This window comes from Photorhabdus noenieputensis, from assembly GCF_018448935.1.
Classification (GTDB): domain Bacteria; phylum Pseudomonadota; class Gammaproteobacteria; order Enterobacterales; family Enterobacteriaceae; genus Photorhabdus; species Photorhabdus noenieputensis.
The window spans coordinates 145011-164699 of record NZ_RCWC01000005.1; the positions used below are offsets into that span (position 1 = coordinate 145011).

Below are 19689 nucleotides of genomic sequence, written 5' to 3' on the forward strand. Positions count from 1 at the left end.
CTCAGTAAATTAATTTACTTACACTTTAAAAGTGTGTCAGTGCCTGGAAATCACCAGGTAAACACGCCCAATAAAGTTGATTTCATTAATTGCGCAGTCAAAAGTCACATCGTTATCACAAACTCGGATCTTACTGACTGGGATTTTTGTGATTTTTTTAATGCTATGCATGCCTTCAATATCAATTAACCATAAACCATCCTGAACATCAGGTTCTTCTGTGTCTAGCAAATACCAAGAGTTATTGTTATCTACAATCAGAGGTTTTTTTATTTCTTTAGCAATAAGTTGATTATCTAAAATCACCGGCTCGTCATTGTTCAGATTTCCACCAATCAGTTTAACGCGTTGTATTGTTGGAGTAATCATGTTTTTTAAAGATTCCCTTTTTTTTTCTCCGTTAGGGAACATTTCTCCTTGTCCTGTGCTTAGCCATAACAATGAAGCATTGGTTTCAAGGTTGCATTGGATAACCCAGTCTGCTGGAAAACTGTCCCTTAAATAACGGTTCGCCATTGTACTTTTAGACACACCTAAATGATCGCTCAATGCTTGACGTGATTTAAACCCGTATGCACTAACAAGGCGTTCGATAGCTTGTTTTCCTCCACTATCTGTACCCATTTTTATCTCAGTTATGTTTTTTTTCATTGAAAGTACAGTTTAGTGAGTTTGCCGTCTCCACAAAGCCCTTTGCTCAAGAGCTATAGTGATCCCAAATCAATTTATTAGATCCGATAAGGGATATTGCATCATGGGCATATAAATTTCAATCTATATACTTTGTGAAACTATATCATCTAAATAAAAAGAAAAAATCCCCTAAGCAATAAAATAAGAAAAATTTATTAATTACAACGAATTGTGATCGAAAAGAAACCTTTTTAACCATTAATTATTTCAGTAAAAACAATAATTAATATATTAACACTATCAAATATAGTTCCTAAAAAAGATAAAAAACCACTTTAAATTTTTCTAATCAAAGTGTACTGTTCTTATATACAGTTATGTTATACGGAGGTAAGTTTGTCAGTGGACTTTCTTATGGAATCAGTAATAGCGCAACGTATTAATTTTATAGCCAGAATGGCAACGAGCTGTGAATGTAGTCATGCTGAGGATAAAGAACTTGCTTTGGTTTGGATTGCTGAGTTGTCGACACCACTTGCAAAACAACTTATTAACTACCACGAAACGCTTGAAGAATAAATGCGGTAGATAAATGTGGAAATTCTGTATGATAAATAATCTAAAGTTTCTAAGTTGATTATGATTGCATTGGAAAATGGGCTGAAAAATAGATTTTCCCTATGAATTCAGCAAATTTTGGAATTATTAAATTAGCCACTGAAAAGTGGCTTCTTGCTTCTCATTTGTACTGTTTCCTTAACAATATTGTTTCATTGGTTCTCTCCTACTATTCAGCGCACCATAACACTTTAACTTAACAATATTGACTAAATTAGAGAGGGTATACCTAATGAAAATAATTGCACAGCAGAATGATACTGTTGATGCTTTATGTTGGCGTCATTATGGTCGGACTCAAGGCATGACAGAACAGGTACTGCTAGTTAACCCAGGTTTGGCTGAATACGGTGTAATCCTGCCACATGGCACAGCAGTTGAGATGCCGGAAATTATGACAGCTACAACGAAACCTATTTTGCAACTATGGGATTAAATATATCCATACTAACTTGATGTTTTTTAAACAAAATTATCACTCTATATCAGGAAATTAAACTTATCTATTCTTCTGGCTAGATAAATAACTAGTTGAATTGGAACGTTATACTTAATATATAGTTAAGCAGCGCAAATTTGAGTTTTTTGAACTATTAGAGTCAAGCTTTAACAAAAGAATTACCTAGTAATATAGATTACATAAGGGCCTTTCTCGATTGCGGGAAGGGCTTTTTAATTTATGTTGTTACATTTTCCCTTTTCAAGAAACTTGTTTTGTCTTTCTTACAATTCCTCTTTGATGTTGGTAACTGCCTTTGCTGGCATTCTTTCATACATAAATCCACAACCACCAAATGGCATTTTTCCAAACATGGATACACAACTAACAGAACTTTTGCGCTTATTGCGTAACCTGATCAGAACTGGTGTTGTTACCGAGGTAGATCATGCCCGAGGTATGTGCCGAGTTGCGACAGGTAATCTTGAAACCGATTGGCGGCCTTGGTTGACAATGCGAGCCGGTCATTCCCGTACCTGGTGGTCCCCCAGTGTCAGTGAACAGGTTTTATTACTATCTGTTGGTGGAGAACTGACCACCTCCTTTGTATTACCGGCTATATATTCTGATCAATTTCCTGCGCCATCAGCTTCTTCCGAAGCTGTTCATATAGCTTTTCCTGATGGAGCAGTAATGGAATATGAACCGTTGTCTGGTGCCTTAAAGGTAACAGGCATTAAGACTGCTAAGGTACAGGCTTTATATTCCATAGCCCTTGAAGCAACGAATATAGAGCTAAAAGCACATAATGAAATAAAACTAAAAGCAAACAACGAAATAAAACTAGAGTCATATAACGAGATTAAATTGGAGTCATACAACGAGATTAAGCTGGATGCAAAAAACAAAATTGACTTGAAAGCACTCAACAAGATTGGGTTGGATGCAAAAAAAGAGCTCGAACTGAAATCACATGAAGTCAAGTGTGAAGCAGAAGAAAAAATCGAATTGAAGGCATCAGAATTGACGTTGAAAGGAAACACGAAACTGGAAGGTAATGTTGAAAATACAGGAGGAAAACTCAGTTCTAATGGTGTAACCCTACATTCGCACCAACACACTGGCGTCATGGCAGGCGGTGCGACAACAGGAGGTCCAGTATAATGATGTACCTTGGAATGAATCGACAAACCGGTCGTAGCCTGACGGATCTGGATCATGTACGCCAGTCTGTCAGCGACATCTTACTAACCCCCGTTGGTAGTCGTTTGGAACGTCGTACTTATGGCTCTCTGCTACCAGAATTAATTGACTGGCCACAGAACGCGGCTCTACGCCTGCAAATTATGGCAGCCACCTATACAGCTATCAGCCGCTGGGAACCGAGGATTAATCTGACGGCTATCACCATAAATACCCAACAAGACGGCAAAATGACAGTAGATATATCTGGTCATTATCAGCTGTCCCCTGAGGGGTTTTCTCTATCTATCCCTGTGAGGTAAAACAATGCCGACCATTGATCTAAGCCAGTTGCCACCACCTGATGTCGTCGAGCCACTGGATTATGAAAGCCTGTTGGCTGAACGTAAAACCAAATTAATATCCCTTTATCCTGAAGAACAACGGGATGCTATTACTCGAACATTGGAATTGGAATCCGAACCTCTGGTTAAGTTACTTGAGGAAAATGCGTACCGGGAATTGATATTGCGCCAGCGGGTTAATGAAGCTGCCCGTGCAGTAATGTTGGCCTATGCAACCAATAGCGATTTAGACCAGTTAGGAGCGAACTATAACGTTACCCGGGCAGTTATGGAGCCTGATAGTACCTTCCGTGATCGTATCCAAAGAGCCTTCGAAGGGCTAAGTGTTGCAGGGCCGATAGGTGCGTATGAATATCATGCCCTTAAAGTTAATGAAAGTATTCATGCTAATAGAAATGAATACAAAGGTGAATATCAAACTGTTTCAGATGTTTCCGTCATCAGCCCATCACCAGCCAATGTGACTGTGACTATTTTGTCGCGGAAATGGAAATGGGAAAAAGATAAACAAGACGAAGAAGATAAAGAGCACAAAGGTGTAGCTTCACAAGAGTTACTGGATAAAGTGATTGCGGCACTTAATGACGAAAACGTCAGACCTGTTGCTGATCGGGTAAAAGTACAGTCAGCCAACATAGTGGAATATCAAATTGATGCTGTGCTTTATCTCTATCCGACACCTGAATCTGAACCTATCCGTAAACTGGCTCAACAAAATATGGATAAGTACGTGCTAGATCAACATAAATTGGGGAGAGATATTCGGTTATCTGCCATTTATGCTGCCCTGCATGTTGCAGGTGTGCAGCAGGTAGAACTGAGAGCCCCGGCGAAGGACATCATTCTGTGTAAAGATCAAGCTCCTTATTGTACTGGCGCAAAACTGGAAATAGGTAAAACACAAACTGCTGATTGTTCCAAACCAAATCCAAGTTTGATAGTGGGAGGTTCTGATGAATGACCGCCTGTTACCAACAGGTTCTACGGTTTTGGAGTTGGCTGCTGCTAAGGCATGTTCGCAATTGCAGAATATTCCAGTACCGCTTCGCCAACTCTGGAATCCTGATACTTGCCCTGAGGAGTTATTACCCTATCTGGCGTGGGCGTGGTCGGTTGATCGCTGGGACGAAAAGTGGTCGGTAAGCACTAAGCGTGACGTGATAAAAAACTCGCTGTTTCTGCACAAACATAAGGGAACCATTGGTGCCGTCCGTCGCGTGGTAGAACCGCTTGGTTATCTCATTCAAATAAAGGAATGGTGGCTGAACAACGAAACACCGGGCACATTCCGGTTGGCGATAGGGGTACAGGAAAACGGGATCACCGAAGAAACTTTTTTAGAGCTGGAACGGCTAATTTCTGATGCCAAGCCTGTAAGCCGTCATTTGATAGGTTTGTCAATCAATCTGGATGTTAAAGGCGAATTTTATTGCGCTGCGACGAGTTATAGTGGAGATGACCTCACTGTTTACCAATATCTCCCTGACGTCATCACAACTAGCGACAATGCTCCTTTAGGAGCTGCAATTCATTTGATCGAGACAGATACATTGAGGGTTTCACCATGAAATACTTTGCAATTTTAACTAACCTAGGTGCGGCGAAATTGGCGAACGCTGCTGCTTTGGGGACAAAAGTCGATATTACTCACATGGCTGTTGGTGACGGTGGCGGTAAATTACCAGATCCTGACGTTAATCAGACAAAATTAGTTAATGAAAAGCGTCGTGCTGCAATTAATACATTAAGTGTCGACCCGGTAAACACAAACCAAATTATTGCCGAACAAATCATCCCCGAAGGTGAGGGTGGTTGGTGGATGCGTGAAATTGGTTTGTTTGACGGTGAAGGTAACTTGATTGCAGTAGCAAACTGCCCAGAAACCTATAAACCACAATTACAGGAAGGTTCGGGTAGAACACAAACTATCAGAATGATCTTGATTGTTAGCAATACGGATTCAGTAACGCTGAAAATCGATCCCTCTGTCGTTCTGGCAACTCGTGATTATGTAGATAGCTCCATTCAGAAACATGAAAAAAGCCGTAATCATCCAGATGCCACATTGACAGAGAAAGGTTTTACAAAACTTAATAGTGCCATTAACAGTAATGATGAAACTACAGCGGCAACACCCAAAGCGGTAAAAGCAGCTTATGATAATGCTAATAGTAAATTGTCAAAAAACCAAAATGGCGCGGATATCCTAGATAAAAATGCTTTTGTGAAAAACCTTGGTTTATTGGAAAAGCTAATTCCGATAGGTGTACCACTTCCTTGGCCAACGGCCACACCGCCGGATGGGTGGGTGCAATGTAATGGCGCGGCCTTTGATAAAGCGAAATATCCGGAATTAGCCAAGGCTTATCCTGGTGGTAATTTGCCCGATTTGCGAGGGGAATTTATTCGCGGTTGGGATGACAAACGTGGCGTTGATCCGGATCGTACATTATTGGTATGGCAAGAAGGGTCTTATTTACTACAAGAAATTCAACAAGCTGTTGATAATGTTGTTAACTTCTCAGTTAATGAGCGTACAAAATTACAATGGGATGCTCCCCAAAATAAAGATGTTCCATTGAGAGCTAGATCTGTCGGTACAGCAACAACTTGGACTACCAATGCAGCTTATATCGGGGTATCAAGGCCACGTAACGTAGCGTTTAACTACATTATAAGGGCAGCATAATGCTCATGTCTGTACTTGAAGAGATCCCAGTAGGAATACCACTGCCTTGGCCGACTGACATACCACCAAATGGCTGGGTGAAATGTAATGGGGCAATCTTTGATAAGTCTTTATATCCAAAATTAGCGGAAACTTATCCCAATGGTAGATTACCTGATTTACGGGGTGAATTTATCCGAGGCTGGGATGATGGACGTGGGGTGGATATTGGTCGATATATCCTATCCTCCCAATTGGCAGATATTGCTCCACATAGCCACAGGATTGGACGGATGTGGTCCAACTCAAATGGTGGAACTGAAGGGGTGGGTACACCAAGCTATATTCTCAATAGTGTCTACCAAAACGTTAACTACGGCATTGATCCTCGCGGACTAGGCATCGCTATCGGAATGGGAGCTGGTGGTTTCGGTTATATGGATAATGCGATTGCTGCTTCAACAGGAATAGAAACACGTCCACGAAACGTGGCATTTAATTATATTGTGAGGATTGCCTGATGAATAAGGCTGTACTGGATAAAAATAATATTGCCATCAGTACCGGAAGTATCGTTGTGTTTAATTACGATGCGATTACGCTGGAATATTTAAACAGTTCTGATGAGTATCTTCCTATTGGTGTCGGTCTTCCTGCTAATTCTTGCACAGACGCGCCACCTGATACCCAAGAAGGGTATGTCGCCTGCCGTTCATCTGATTTAACCGGTTGGCAAATGGTACCAGATTATCGAGGAAAAATAGCCTACGACACACAAACTGGGGAACAGAAGGAAATCATTAAACCGGGTGAATTATCAGAAACGCTGACATTCAAACAGCCAAGCACCAATTTTGATAAGTGGAATGGTGAAAAATGGGTAACGGACATTGAAGCTCAAAAAGCTAATCAGATTAAACAGGCAGAGCAACAACGTGTCACTCTTCGCCAACAGGCTGATGAAGCCATGACTTTATTACAATATGCTATTGAGACTGAGATGGCCTCAGACACAGAGAAAGCGTTATTGCTTGCCTGGAAGAAGTATGTGGTATTACTAAGCCGTGTTGATACTTCAATGGCTTCAGATATTGAGTGGCCACAAATACCAGAATAATACAATTATCAAGACCGGGTGTTATTCTATCCCCGGTCTTTTTTCAGTTATGATAGGCTATGTTGACCAATCGATTTCCGATGCCTTTGAAATATCAACCCAGTTAAGTATGACTTGGTATTTTCTCCATTCCAGAAAAGCCTGACGCATCAGGTAAGCACTCATTGATAGTCTTGGAAAAAGGTCAGCGGTTTGTGAACTGCGGGCCTATATTATTTATACCGGTTGTGTGGGCCACTCAATATCTGGTGCTATGGTGGGATCAATGCGGTTTGCCTGCATTCGGTATTTTTTCCAGGCTTTGAGCCGCTCTATCTCTTCCAGAGTTGCTTCATCCAGATCAACGGCATCTTGTAAGGGGGCAATGGTATTGCTGGCAAGGGCTAGCAATTCTTCTTTACATCTTTCTGCTTGAACAATTAACTCAACCTTTGTGTACTTACGTGGAACAATAGCACCATTTATATATTGCCATTTGCCAGAAATATCACAAAAATCAGGCAGATTACTTACCTCAGCGACACTCATTCCTTCTGGGTTAAAAGCTGATACATCTCCTGATATAGAACGAATTACATTATTAAAATCATACATTACTTTGATTGTGCTAGGATTAAAGCTTTTCTGGCATTCATACCAGTCCTGACCGTCTTCTGATTTCAAATAAATGACATTAAAATCTTTAATGATTTTTCTGGCTTGTTCTGAGTCAGGTGTATATTGGGAAAAATTTTTAATGTTTTGCATATATTCATCACCTTACTAAATATTGGATATATTCATCCATATGCCGTTAACTTTCTTCTGTATTGGCCTGCGGTTTACAGTGTCAACTAGTTCATTTCTATTTCCATTTATTACGGCAGTAATGGCATACCCACTTGCGTCTGTATCTCCAGAACTTTCCCGTAATTGCGCTCTCTCTTTGGCACCAAAGCGAATGTCTTGAATGTAACGCGTGTCTGATTCCGATCTTGTATAAGCGCCAATAATCGCAGCGGTTGGTCTATGTCCTTCATGATAGACTTGATACCCTCTAACCCGAAGATTATCAGATTTAAGGCTCATCCATTCATTGGTTGGCCCTCCAGAGAGAGCATGCTGCCATTTGAAATATTCGTTACCATTATCCCCCGTTTTAAACCACATATAGGAGTCTGCATCACCATCTCCGGTGTTTTTAAAACCGATAGAGGCAAAGTCGGTGTTTCTGTTCCAACTCAGCATAGAATCAGTAGTAATAGTTATGTCGCCGGTTACATTGCCACCGCTGCGTTGCAACGCATCTGAGGCTTTAGTAACGGTTTCCATTAAACCGAGTTCACTCACAGTGGGTTTATTCAGGGTATTATATTCTTGGGCCCAAGGTGTCCACGGTAAATTATGATATTGACTGCGCGTATATACCCGGCTGCTGTTATAAACAAAATAACGCTGAATGATCCCAGCGGCCTGTAAAACGACGAGTGAACCAGCAAGCGGTTCAGGGTAGTTATTACCTGATCCTGCTTGTACATTCAAACTCTGATAATAAAGACCTGGCGTTTGATAATCATTTAAATCAGCTTTATCGGGGATGGGTATTACCTGCCCATTAAAGATATCCTGAGACGTAATATTGATATCCTCAGTCAGAACTTTGCTATTCACTTTCCGGCTATTCTGCACCGCTCCCTTAGCCAAATTCACTGTTTCTATCAAACCAAGATTTTTCAAAACTCACTAATCCGTGAAATTTCCGAAAGAATAGTTTCGTATTGGTACTAAGCAGGGGGATATATGGAGAAGATTGGCTATATCCGGGTGTCAATAAATAACCAGAGCTGTAGTTTATGAAAAAATGTGTTGATAAGAGTAAATTATGAACTATTTTAGAGGATAAATTTGTAGTAAAAATAACTAATTGAAGGTTTAATTTTATACTATACAATAAGTACTAATAAAGTTTCATTTTGCATAAAATATAAATATTGTTTATCTTAAATTTAATTATGCTAACTCCATTCCCAAACAAAGTTTAGGTCAGTTATTTTCAAGATAATCAGAATTAAATATGAACAGTAAACCCGCAGTTATAAGCTGCGAGTTCTACCTATTAGCAATTGGGTATCAACGTTTCTTTTTCTTTCCCTGAACCGCCTTAAAACGCGGATTAGATTTACAAATAACGTATAATCGCCCACGACGACTTACGATTTTGCAATCCGGGTGGCGAGTTTTTGCCGTTTTAAGTGAACTTAACACCTGCATTTTTTATAATCTCTCAATTTATTTATTACCAATAAAACGCCCGAATTTTTTCTGGAATCGAGCAGTGCTGCCTTCCTGAGATAAAGTTTTCTGCTTACCCGTATAGAAAGGGTGTGATTCCGATGACACATCAATAGTGACATATGGATATTCTTCCCCATTCAAGGTAATTGTCCGTTCTGTGCGAATCGTGGAGCCAATTGTAAAGTAGGCATTAGCACTAGTATCGTGAAATACAACTACCCGGTAGTTTGGATGGATATCTGGTTTCATAATTTCGCCAAATTGTAATAATATAACATTACAATAGCGTGATTTATTTTTATCGGCAAGAAAATAATGTAAATTTTCTCAGCTCAAAAAAAAGCCTCTGCGCATTTAATGCACAGAGGCTTTTTTCAACTTCTTATGATAAAACGATTATTCTACAGTCACTGATTTAGCCAAATTACGAGGCTGATCAACATCAGTCCCTTTAATCAGAGCAACATGATAGGAAAGCAGTTGCAGCGGCACAGTATAAAATATAGGTGCAATCAGCTCTTCAACATGCGGCAACGGAATAATCTTCATTCCTTCACTATTGGTAAAACCCGCGTCCTGATCAGCGAACACATATAGCAATCCACCACGGGCACGTACTTCTTCGATATTAGATTTCAGCTTTTCTAGCAGTTCATTGTTCGGAGCTACAATGATAACCGGCATATCTGCATCAATCAGCGCTAGTGGGCCATGTTTTAATTCACCGGCAGCATATGCCTCAGCATGGATATAAGAAATCTCTTTTAATTTCAGAGCGCCTTCAACCGCAATCGGATATTGATCACCACGACCAAGGAACAAAGCGTGATGTTTGTCAGAAAAATCTTCCGCCAGCGCTTCAATAACTTTATCTTTCGATAACATGCTTTCGATACGGCTTGGCAGTGCATGTAATGCATGAACAATTTCTTGCTCCTGTTCTGCGTCAACACCTTTCAAACGTCCAAGGTAAGCCACCAGCATCAGTAATACTGTCAACTGAGTTGTAAACGCCTTAGTTGAAGCAACGCCAATTTCTGCACCGGCTTTGGTCATCAGAGCAAAATCAGATTCACGTACTAAAGAAGAACCCGCTACGTTACAGACAGTCAACGATGTGAGATAGCCAAGTTCTTTAGATAAACGCAAAGCTGCTAATGTATCCGCAGTTTCACCCGATTGAGACAATGTAATCAGTAAGCTTCCTGGACGGCGTGCTGATTTGCGGTAACGGAATTCAGAAGCAATTTCCACATCACAAGGAATACCAGCCAATGCTTCAAACCAATAACGGGAAACCATACCTGCGTTATAGGATGTACCACAAGCAACTATCTGAATATGCTCTACTTGAGCTAATAATTTAGCTGCGTTAGAGCCAAGTTCAGACAGATCTACTTGCCCATGACTCAAGCGTCTTTCCAGAGTGCTTTTAATTGCCATTGGCTGTTCATAGATCTCTTTTTGCATGTAATGACGGTAGACACCTTTGTCGCCAGCATCATATTGAATATTGGATTCAATCTGTTCCCGTTCAACCGCGTTGCCCTGAGTATCAAAAATACGCACAGTACGACGAGTTACTTCAGCAATATCCCCTTCCTCAAGGAAGATAAAACGACGAGTAACAGGCAATAGCGCCAACTGATCAGACGCCAGAAAGTTTTCTCCAACACCCAAACCTACAACCAAAGGACTACCCGATCTTGCAGCAATTATTGTTCCAGGATCACGGCTATCCATGATGACTGCACCATAAGCACCACGCAGCCGAGGAATAACTCGTTGAATAGCTTCTAACAAAGTACCACCTTGTTTTTGTTCCCAATGAACAAGATGGGCAATAACTTCTGTATCAGTATCAGAGATAAATTGATAACCAAGTTCAATTAACTGAACACGCAACTCTTCATAATTTTCAATAATACCGTTATGAACAACAGCAATATAATCAGATATATGCGGGTGAGCATTTTTCTCGTTAGGTTCACCGTGTGTAGCCCAGCGGGTATGAGCAATACCTGTCCCGCCAAGGACCGGCTGCTTATCAACCTCATCAGCAAGTACTTGTACCTTACCGACTTCACGCAGACGGATCATATTTTTTTCGTTATCAACAACCGCCAAGCCAGCGGAGTCGTAACCACGGTATTCCAAACGACGCAATCCTTCAATCAGGATTTCTGCAATATCTCGTTGTGCTACTGCACCAACAATTCCACACATCAGTTTTATTCCTAAAAATAGGGCTGATGAAAGCCCTTTATATGTCAAGAGCCTGATTGTTTTCCGGTTTTTCCGGTCCCCGAGCCTGTAGAGTGGGGATTATTATTTTATTTTTTTTCCTTCACAGGGCGTTTCCACCCCTGAATATGCGTTTGTTTTGTTCTGCTTACTACCAGTTCATTTTCAGCTATGTTTTTTGTCACTGTTGTCCCTGCCCCGATGGTAGCGCCTTTAGCAACAGTCACCGGAGCAACAAGCTGAGTATCAGAACCAACAAAAACATCATCACCAATAGTGGTTTTAAATTTATTAGCACCGTCGTAGTTACAGGTAATAGTACCTGCACCAATATTTACATTACGACCAATGTCTGCGTCGCCAAGATAAGTCAAATGCCCAGCTTTAGAACCTTTACCCAGATATGATTTTTTCATCTCAACGAAATTCCCAACATGGGCTTTTTCAGCGAGTTTAGAACCGGGACGCAAACGAGCAAAAGGCCCAACAGTACAACCAGTTTCCATTTCAGAATCTTCAACTATTGTATAAGGGCTTATAATAGAACCATCACCAATGATGCAATTCTTCAATACACAACCGGTGCCAATCTGTACGTTATTACCAAGAGTTACATTACCCTCAATAATGACATTAGTATCAATAACCACATCACGGCCATGAATTAGTGTGCCACGTAAATCAAAACGGGCAGGATCTAACAGCATAACACCCGCTAGCAATAATTGTTCCGCTTGCTCAGATTGATAAATACGCTCAAGAGCGGAAAGTTGAAGGCGGTTATTTACACCTTCCATTTCACTCAAGCGAGTTGGGTGTACCGTTTCAATTTTTCTGCCTTCTTTATAAGCTAGGGCAATCACATCAGTCAGGTAGTATTCACCCTGAACATTGTTGTTATCCAATTGGGACAACCAACGTTTTAAATCACTACCATTAGCAACCAGAATACCTGTATTTATTTCGTTAATTTTACGTTGATCTTCAGTCGCGTCTTTTTGCTCAATGATGCCAGTTACTTCTCCGTTTTCACGAACAATACGACCATAGCCTGCTGGATTGTCCAAAATTGCTGTCAATAAGCCGATACCACCCTCAGGTTTAGCAGCTAGTAGGCGTTCAAGGGTATCTGCACCAATAAGCGGTACGTCACCATACAATATTAAAATATCTTCATCATCAGCGAAATGTGGTGCTGCCTGTTGCATCGCATGACCAGTTCCTAACTGCTCTGCTTGTAATATCCAGTTCAGTGTTTGAGCAGAAAGGGTTTGCTTCATCAAGTCACCACCATGTCCATAAACTAGGTGAACATTTTTAGCGCCCAATGCCATTGCAGTATCAATCACATGCTGAACCATCGGTTTACCGGCCAGCAAGTGCAGCACTTTAGGGAGATCAGAGTACATGCGGGTTCCTTTACCCGCGGCAAGGATCACAACACTTTTTGCACTGTTAGACATAAGAAACCCGATAACTCCAATTTAAGATAGAAAAGTAAACCTGTTTGTAAGATAAATTACTACATATTTCGCAATACAAAAAAGCCAGTTAGTTTTCACCAACTGGCTTTTTTATTTAACCGCCTGTATTACATCGCTTTTTTTGTTAATTCGATTACACGAAGTTTTGCAATCGCTTTAGACAATTCAGCAGATGCCTGAGCATAGTCAACATCACCGTGAGAATTACGGATGTGTTCTTCAGCTTTACGCTTAGATTCCAACGCCTTAGCTTCATCCAAATCTTTACCACGGATCGCAGTGTCAGCCAGTACGATAACGCCGCTCGGTTGTACCTCAAGGATACCCCCAGAAAGGTAAATGACCTCTTCTTCACCGAACTGCTTAACAATACGTACCATGCCAGGTTTTATGGCAGTCAGTAGCGGAGCATGTCCTGGGTAAATGCCCAGTTCACCTTCACTACCTGTCACCTGAATTTTCTGTACCAAACCTTCAAACATCCGGCTTTCAGCACTGACAACATTCAGATGGTAAGTCATTGCAGCCATGTCAACCTCCGGTCAGCCGTATTAAAGTTTCTTCGCTTTTTCCACAGCTTCTTCGATGGTACCTACCATGTAGAATGCCTGTTCTGGTAGGTGGTCATAGTCGCCGTCTAAGATACCTTTAAAGCCACGGATAGTATCTTTCAAGGAAACGAACTTACCTGGTGAACCAGTAAAGACTTCTGCAACGAAGAACGGCTGAGACAGGAAGCGCTGGATCTTACGAGCACGCGCAACTACCAGCTTATCGTCTTCTGACAGCTCATCCATACCCAGGATGGCGATAATATCTTTCAGTTCTTGATAACGTTGCAGGATAGATTGAACACCACGGGCAACGTTATAGTGCTCCTGACCAACAACCAATGGATCGAGCTGACGGCTGGTAGAATCCAGCGGATCAACCGCAGGATAAATACCCAAAGAAGCAATCTGACGGCTCAGTACTACGGTCGCATCCAAGTGGGCGAAAGTCGTCGCTGGAGATGGGTCAGTCAAGTCATCCGCAGGTACGTAAACAGCCTGTACGGAAGTGATAGAACCGGTTTTGGTAGAAGTAATACGTTCTTGCAGAACGCCCATTTCTTCCGCCAGAGTTGGCTGATAACCTACCGCAGATGGCATACGACCAAGCAATGCGGATACTTCAGTACCTGCCAAGGTATAACGATAGATGTTATCAACAAATAACAGAACATCGCGACCTTCATCACGGAACTTCTCAGCCATTGTCAGACCAGTCAACGCAACACGCAGACGGTTTCCTGGCGGCTCATTCATCTGACCATATACCAGAGATACTTTATCCAGTACATTGGAGTCTGTCATTTCGTGGTAGAAGTCGTTACCTTCACGGGTACGCTCACCTACACCGGCGAATACCGAATAACCCGAATGCTCAATCGCAATGTTACGGATCAACTCCATCATGTTTACGGTTTTACCTACACCCGCACCACCAAACAGACCAACTTTACCACCCTTAGCGAATGGGCAAATCAAGTCCATTACCTTAATACCGGTTTCCAGTAGTTCCTGAGAGTTAGATAACTCTTCATAGCTTGGAGCCGGACGATGAATAGCCCAACGCTCTTCTTCACCGATATCGCCTTTCATGTCGATTGGTTCACCCAATACGTTCATGATACGGCCCAATGTCGCTTTACCAACCGGAACTTCAATTGGATGGCCTAAATCAGTGACACTTAAACCACGGCTTAAGCCATCAGAAGTACCCATTGCAATACAACGAATAACGCCGCCGCCCAACTGCTGCTGAACTTCCAGCACCAGCTTAGCTTCGCCGTTTTGAACCTCAAGAGCATCGTATACTTTTGGTACGGTATCTTGAGGGAATTCGACGTCCACCACGGCGCCGATTACCTGGATAATCTTTCCAGTAGCCATCTTGAATCCTCTACGTAATTCATAAACCTAGCTGTTAAACCGCGGAAGCACCCGAGACAATCTCGGTCAGCTCCTGAGTTATGCTGGCCTGACGAGCTTTGTTATAAACCAACTGCAACTCTTTGATCAGGCTGCCACCATTATCAGTTGCGGCTTTCATCGCTACCATTCGTGCGGCCTGTTCACTAGCCAGGTTTTCAACGACGCCCTGATAAACCTGCGATTCTACATAACGACGCAGCAGTATATCTAGCAACGCCTTAGGATCAGGTTCGTATAAATAATCCCAGGATTTCTTCTTCAGTGTTTCATCATCTCCGGCAGGCAGAGGCAATAACTGAGTAATAGTCGGTTCCTGGGACATTGTATTGATGAACTTGTTTGTCACCACATACAATTTATCCAGACGCCCTTCATCGAATGCCCGCAGCATGATATTCACTGGCCCGATCAATTCGGATAGCGAAGGGTTATCTCCCATGCCTGTTACCTGAGCAACAACGTTGCCCCCAACAGAAGCAAAGAAAGAGGTAGCCTTAGAGCCGATAAGCGCCAGATCACACTGGACACCTTTATCAGACCAGTCTTTCATTTCTGAAAGCAGTTTTTTGAACAGATTAGTGTTCAAACCACCGCACAAGCCACGATCGGTAGAAACAACCAGATACCCAACACGTTTGGTTTCACGCTCTTCAAGGTATGGATGTTTATATTCCAGATTACCTAACGCAAGGTGACCAATCACGCTGCGTATGGTTTCTGCATAAGGACGGCTGGCCGCCATGCGATCCTGCGTTTTACGCATTTTGGACGCAGCAACCATCTCCATCGCTTTAGTGATTTTTTGCGTGTTTTGCACGCTGGCGATCTTGGTACGTATCTCTTTTGCGCCGGCCATTCCTGATTCTCCTCATTAACCAGACGGCCCATGTTTAGTTAAACCGGGCCGAATAGTGTTACCAGGACTGAGTTGCCTTGAAGGAATCCAGCAGAGCTTTTAGCTTTGCTTCGATCTCTTCATTGTAACCACCAGACTGGTCAATCTCTTTTAGAAGATCAGCATGTTCACGGTTGGCATATGCAAGCAACGCAGATTCGAAATCAATAACCTTAGCAATTTCGATATCTTCCAGATAACCACGTTCCGCAGAAAACAGAGACAACGACTGTTGTGCAACAGACATTGGGGCATATTGTTTCTGTTTCAGCAATTCAGTTACTTTTTGACCATGATCCAACTGCTTACGAGTTGCATCATCAAGGTCAGAAGCAAACTGAGAAAATGCCGCTAGTTCGCGATATTGAGCCAGAGCAGTACGAATGCCCCCAGACAATTTCTTAACGATTTTAGTCTGAGCAGCACCACCTACACGGGATACGGAAATCCCTGGGTTAACTGCTGGACGAATACCCGCATTGAACAAACTAGATTCCAAGAAAATCTGACCATCAGTAATTGAAATAACGTTTGTTGGTACGAATGCTGATACGTCACCTGCCTGAGTTTCAATGATAGGCAGGGCCGTCAGAGAACCCGTTTTACCTTTCACTTCACCATTAGTGAATTTTTCTACATATTCCGCGTTAACACGCGCAGCACGTTCGAGCAAGCGAGAGTGCAGATAGAAAACGTCACCAGGGAATGCTTCACGTCCTGGCGGACGACGGAGCAACAGAGAAATTTGACGATAAGCTACAGCCTGCTTAGACAAATCATCGTAAACAATCAGCGCATCTTCACCGCGATCACGGAAGTATTCGCCCATTGCACAACCGGAATATGGTGCCAGGTATTGTAATGCCGCAGATTCTGAAGCAGTCGCAACAACCACAATAGTATTGGCAAGAGCACCATGCTCCTCTAATTTGCGAACAACGTTCGCAATAGTAGAAGCTTTCTGACCAACTGCGACATAGACACATTTTATGCCTGAGTCACGCTGGTTAATGATTGCGTCAATAGCCAGTGCTGTTTTACCCGTCTGACGGTCACCGATAATCAGTTCACGTTGACCACGACCAATAGGGATCATGGCGTCAACGGATTTATAACCAGTTTGTACCGGCTGATCAACAGATTGACGGTCGATAACACCTGGAGCAATCATTTCAACAGCAGAGAAACCATCATGCTCAACAGGGCCTTTACCATCAATTGGCTCACCCAGAGTGTTTACTACACGACCAAGCAGACCACGACCAACAGGTACTTCAAGAATACGACCAGTACATTTGACCTTCATGCCTTCTGCTAAGTCAGCATACGGCCCCATGACAACCGCACCTACGGAGTCACGCTCCAAGTTCAATGCGATTGCATAACGATTGCCAGGCAGTGCGATCATCTCACCCTGCATAACTTCGGCTAAACCGTGAATACGAATGATACCGTCGTTAACGGATACAATCGTACCTTCATTGTGAGCTTCACTCACTACATTGAACTGAGCAATGCGCTGCTTGATCAGTTCGCTGATTTCGGTGGAATTCAGTTGCATATGCTCCAGTCCCCTTAAGACTGCAAGACGTCTGTTAAGCGATCTAAACGGCCACGAATACTACCATCGATCACCAAATCACCCGCGCGGACAACCACACCAGCAATAACAGACTTATCAATTTTGCAATTCAGCTTAACTTTGCGTGACAGACGTTTTTCCATCGCTACAGAAATTTTAGCCAGCTGTTGTTCTCTCAGTTCGGCGGCAGAAATCACTTCAACATCAACAGTTGATTCAAGTGATGCGCGCAATTGAATAAATTGCTGCAAAACTTCCGGCAACGCCAATAAGCGACCGTTCTCTGCCATAACACGAATAAAATTCTGAGCATGTTCATCGACCTGTTCACCGCAAATTGCGATAAAGGTATTAGCTAATGTTTCCGATGCCAATGAACCGGAAAGCAGCTCACCAACCTGCTCATTACGAGTCACCTCAGCTATGAACGCCAGCATATTCTGCCATTGTTCAAGCGATTGTTTTTCCACAGCAAAGTCAAAAGCTGCTTTGGCGTAGGGGCGAGCTACAGTAGCGAATTCAGACATGCCCCTCCCTCCTTACAGTTCAGCGACCAGTTTATCAACGATGTCGCTATTAGCAGCTTCATCCACGGAACGCTCGATGATTTTCTCGGCACCTGCGATAGCCAACATAGCGACCTGCTTACGCAACTCTTCCCGAGCACGCTTACGTTCGGCATCAATTTCTGCCTGAGCTTGCGTTACGATTCTGTTACGTTCCTGCTCAGCTTCCACTTTTGCATCATCAAGGATCTGGGCTTTTTGTTTATTAGCCTGTTCAATGATGACCTGAGCTTCCGCTTTCGCTTTCTTCATTTGGTCGGTCGCATTGGCTTGCGCTAAGTCCAGGTCCTTTTTGGCACGTTCCGCAGAAGATAAACCGTCAGCAATTTCTTTTTGACGTTTTTCTATGGCCGCCATGATCGGTGGCCATACGAACTTCATACAGAACATAACAAACAAGACAAACGCAATGGCCTGGCCGAGGATTGTTGCATTAATATTCACAGCACAATACCTCTTTTAAAATTAATGAGTTGACGTAGTTTCAGATTATTTCTACAAACTACGCGACAGCAAACATTACGTACAAGCCAAGGCCCACAGCAATCATTGGGATGGCGTCAACCAGACCCATAACGATAAAGAACTGTGTACGCAGCAGAGGAATTAAATCTGGCTGACGAGCAGCGCCTTCCAAAAATTTACCTCCGAGGATGCCGATACCGATCGCAGCACCGATTGCCGCTAGGCCCATCATTACAGCGGCAGCCATGTACAGCAGATCCATATTCAGGTTTTCCATGACAGTCTCCAGTTTGTTTCAGTTAAAACACAGTTAGTTATTGTGGTAAAAAATTAATGTTCTTCAGATGCCATCGACAGATAAACAATCGTCAGAACCATGAAAATAAAGGCTTGTAACGTAATAATCAGTATGTGGAAAATAGCCCAAGGCAGGCTGAGCAACCACTGCGACCACCACGGTAACAGACCAGCTATAAGAATAAAGATCAATTCACCCGCATACATGTTGCCAAACAGTCGCAGACCGAGTGATACCGGTTTTGAAAGCAGGCTAACGCCTTCCAGAATTAAGTTAATTGGAATAAACAGTGGATGATTAAAAGGCTGTAAAGTCAGCTCTTTGGTAAAACCACCAATCCCTTTCATCTTAATGCTGTAGTAGAGGATGAGGACAAAGACACCAATAGCCATCGACAAGGTAATACTGACATCTGCTGTTGGTACGACACGCAGAGCAGGTAAACCAAAGAAATGTTCACCGATATAAGGAAGAAAATCGATTGGCAATAAGTCCATCACGTTCATTAATAACACCCAAACGAACACTGTTAGTGCCAAAGGGGCAATAACTTTGCTCTTGCCGTGATACATATCACGAACGCTGTTATCAACAAAACCCATGATCAATTCTATAGCAGTCTGAAGTTTGCCAGGTACGCCGCTGGTGGCATTAACCGCAACCTTTCTGAATACATACAGAAATAAAATCCCTAATATGACTGAGAAAAAAAGCGAGTCAATGTTCAACGTCCAGAACGTTGCAGAACCACCAGAGTTGGGATCGACCAACTCAAAGGTACGTAGGTCCAACTGAAGGTTATTCAGGTGGTGGCCTATGTAGTCCCTTGCAGTTGAAACTTCTCCTGATGCAGACATGATGCCTCTTACCCTTTTATTGTTGA

25 protein-coding genes are annotated in these 19689 nt (G+C 42.5%); 9 read left to right on the plus strand and 16 right to left on the minus strand.

Annotation, left to right across the window (positions count from 1 at the left end; genetic code table 11):
• Nucleotides 1-36: 36 nt before the first annotated feature.
• Entirely contained in the window at nt 37-651 is a 615-nt protein-coding gene (locus tag EAE91_RS06095; RefSeq protein WP_214087700.1) for a phage repressor protein CI, read from the minus strand.
• Nucleotides 652-1047: 396 nt separating this feature from the next.
• Between EAE91_RS06095 and EAE91_RS06100 the strand changes: the two genes are divergently transcribed.
• From EAE91_RS06100 to EAE91_RS06140, 9 genes are all read left to right on the plus strand, one after another.
• Nucleotides 1048-1212 carry a hypothetical protein gene (locus EAE91_RS06100; protein ID WP_214087701.1) on the plus strand — a complete coding sequence of 55 codons (165 nt, stop codon included), beginning with the start codon at nt 1048-1050 and terminating at the stop codon, nt 1210-1212.
• A gap of 271 nt (nt 1213-1483) precedes the next feature.
• On the plus strand, nt 1484-1687 hold the full coding sequence (locus tag EAE91_RS06105; RefSeq protein ID WP_214087702.1) for a tail protein X: 204 nt from the start codon (nt 1484-1486) through the stop codon (nt 1685-1687).
• 375 nt (nt 1688-2062) lie between these two features.
• The gene (locus EAE91_RS06110; protein WP_214087703.1) at nt 2063-2854 is read left to right on the plus strand and encodes a phage baseplate assembly protein V; all 792 of its coding nucleotides are present in this window, start codon (nt 2063-2065) and stop codon (nt 2852-2854) included.
• The gene (locus tag EAE91_RS06115) at nt 2854-3195 is read left to right on the plus strand and encodes a GPW/gp25 family protein (protein ID WP_214087704.1); all 342 of its coding nucleotides are present in this window, start codon (nt 2854-2856) and stop codon (nt 3193-3195) included. The genes EAE91_RS06110 and EAE91_RS06115 overlap by 1 nt, the downstream gene beginning before the upstream one ends.
• Before the next feature lie 4 nt (nt 3196-3199).
• On the plus strand, nt 3200-4198 hold the full coding sequence (locus EAE91_RS06120) for a baseplate assembly protein (RefSeq protein WP_214087705.1): 999 nt from the start codon (nt 3200-3202) through the stop codon (nt 4196-4198).
• Entirely contained in the window at nt 4191-4805 is a 615-nt protein-coding gene (locus tag EAE91_RS06125; RefSeq protein ID WP_036783328.1) for a phage tail protein I, read from the plus strand. Before EAE91_RS06120 ends, EAE91_RS06125 begins: the two co-directional genes overlap by 8 nt.
• Nucleotides 4802-5926, plus strand: coding sequence for a phage tail protein (locus EAE91_RS06130; RefSeq protein ID WP_214087706.1), 1125 nt, complete (start codon nt 4802-4804; stop codon nt 5924-5926). The genes EAE91_RS06125 and EAE91_RS06130 overlap by 4 nt, the downstream gene beginning before the upstream one ends.
• The gene (locus tag EAE91_RS06135; RefSeq protein WP_214087707.1) at nt 5926-6426 is read left to right on the plus strand and encodes a phage tail protein; all 501 of its coding nucleotides are present in this window, start codon (nt 5926-5928) and stop codon (nt 6424-6426) included. The genes EAE91_RS06130 and EAE91_RS06135 overlap by 1 nt, the downstream gene beginning before the upstream one ends.
• Nucleotides 6426-7022, plus strand: a complete 597-nt coding sequence (locus EAE91_RS06140; protein ID WP_214087708.1) for a tail fiber assembly protein — start codon at nt 6426-6428, stop codon at nt 7020-7022. Before EAE91_RS06135 ends, EAE91_RS06140 begins: the two co-directional genes overlap by 1 nt.
• 57 nt (nt 7023-7079) lie before the next feature.
• Here the strand turns inward: EAE91_RS06140 and EAE91_RS24930 are convergent, their stop codons facing one another.
• The 15 genes from EAE91_RS24930 to atpB form a co-directional block, all read right to left on the minus strand.
• Complete coding sequence (locus tag EAE91_RS24930) at nt 7080-7187, minus strand: tail fiber assembly protein (protein WP_214087709.1); 108 nt, start codon at nt 7185-7187, stop codon at nt 7080-7082.
• Nucleotides 7188-7238: 51 nt separating this feature from the next.
• Nucleotides 7239-7769 (minus strand): tail fiber assembly protein, encoded by a 531-nt coding sequence (locus tag EAE91_RS06150; RefSeq protein ID WP_214087710.1) that lies wholly within the window; start codon nt 7767-7769, stop codon nt 7239-7241.
• 15 nt (nt 7770-7784) lie between these two features.
• Nucleotides 7785-8738 (minus strand): pyocin knob domain-containing protein, encoded by a 954-nt coding sequence (locus EAE91_RS24075; RefSeq protein WP_244868693.1) that lies wholly within the window; start codon nt 8736-8738, stop codon nt 7785-7787.
• Between the two features lie 393 nt (nt 8739-9131).
• Entirely contained in the window at nt 9132-9272 is a 141-nt protein-coding gene (ykgO, locus tag EAE91_RS06160) for a type B 50S ribosomal protein L36 (protein WP_012776225.1), read from the minus strand.
• Nucleotides 9273-9290: 18 nt separating this feature from the next.
• Nucleotides 9291-9545: a type B 50S ribosomal protein L31 gene (locus tag EAE91_RS06165; protein WP_214087711.1), complete on the minus strand. Its 255-nt coding sequence runs from the start codon at nt 9543-9545 to the stop codon at nt 9291-9293.
• A 147-nt stretch (nt 9546-9692) separates the two neighbouring features.
• On the minus strand, nt 9693-11522 hold the full coding sequence (glmS, locus tag EAE91_RS06170; RefSeq protein ID WP_214087712.1) for a glutamine--fructose-6-phosphate transaminase (isomerizing): 1830 nt from the start codon (nt 11520-11522) through the stop codon (nt 9693-9695).
• 107 nt (nt 11523-11629) lie between these two features.
• On the minus strand, nt 11630-13003 hold the full coding sequence (gene glmU, locus EAE91_RS06175; protein WP_214087713.1) for a bifunctional UDP-N-acetylglucosamine diphosphorylase/glucosamine-1-phosphate N-acetyltransferase GlmU: 1374 nt from the start codon (nt 13001-13003) through the stop codon (nt 11630-11632).
• A gap of 128 nt (nt 13004-13131) precedes the next feature.
• Complete coding sequence (locus EAE91_RS06180) at nt 13132-13554, minus strand: F0F1 ATP synthase subunit epsilon (protein WP_011144452.1); 423 nt, start codon at nt 13552-13554, stop codon at nt 13132-13134.
• A 21-nt stretch (nt 13555-13575) separates the two neighbouring features.
• Nucleotides 13576-14958 (minus strand): F0F1 ATP synthase subunit beta, encoded by a 1383-nt coding sequence (gene atpD, locus EAE91_RS06185; RefSeq protein WP_214087714.1) that lies wholly within the window; start codon nt 14956-14958, stop codon nt 13576-13578.
• Nucleotides 14959-14992: 34 nt separating this feature from the next.
• Nucleotides 14993-15856, minus strand: a complete 864-nt coding sequence (gene atpG, locus EAE91_RS06190; protein ID WP_214087715.1) for a F0F1 ATP synthase subunit gamma — start codon at nt 15854-15856, stop codon at nt 14993-14995.
• A 58-nt stretch (nt 15857-15914) separates the two neighbouring features.
• On the minus strand, nt 15915-17456 hold the full coding sequence (gene atpA / locus EAE91_RS06195; protein WP_036814820.1) for a F0F1 ATP synthase subunit alpha: 1542 nt from the start codon (nt 17454-17456) through the stop codon (nt 15915-15917).
• A 14-nt stretch (nt 17457-17470) separates the two neighbouring features.
• Complete coding sequence (gene atpH, locus EAE91_RS06200; protein ID WP_214087716.1) at nt 17471-18004, minus strand: F0F1 ATP synthase subunit delta; 534 nt, start codon at nt 18002-18004, stop codon at nt 17471-17473.
• A gap of 12 nt (nt 18005-18016) precedes the next feature.
• Entirely contained in the window at nt 18017-18487 is a 471-nt protein-coding gene (gene atpF, locus EAE91_RS06205) for a F0F1 ATP synthase subunit B (protein WP_214087717.1), read from the minus strand.
• 58 nt (nt 18488-18545) lie between these two features.
• Nucleotides 18546-18785: a F0F1 ATP synthase subunit C gene (gene atpE, locus EAE91_RS06210; protein WP_000429386.1), complete on the minus strand. Its 240-nt coding sequence runs from the start codon at nt 18783-18785 to the stop codon at nt 18546-18548.
• A gap of 53 nt (nt 18786-18838) precedes the next feature.
• A complete protein-coding gene (atpB, locus tag EAE91_RS06215) occupies nt 18839-19663 on the minus strand; it encodes a F0F1 ATP synthase subunit A (RefSeq protein WP_214087718.1) in 825 nt (274 codons plus the stop codon).
• Between the last annotated feature and the right edge of the window lie 26 nt (nt 19664-19689).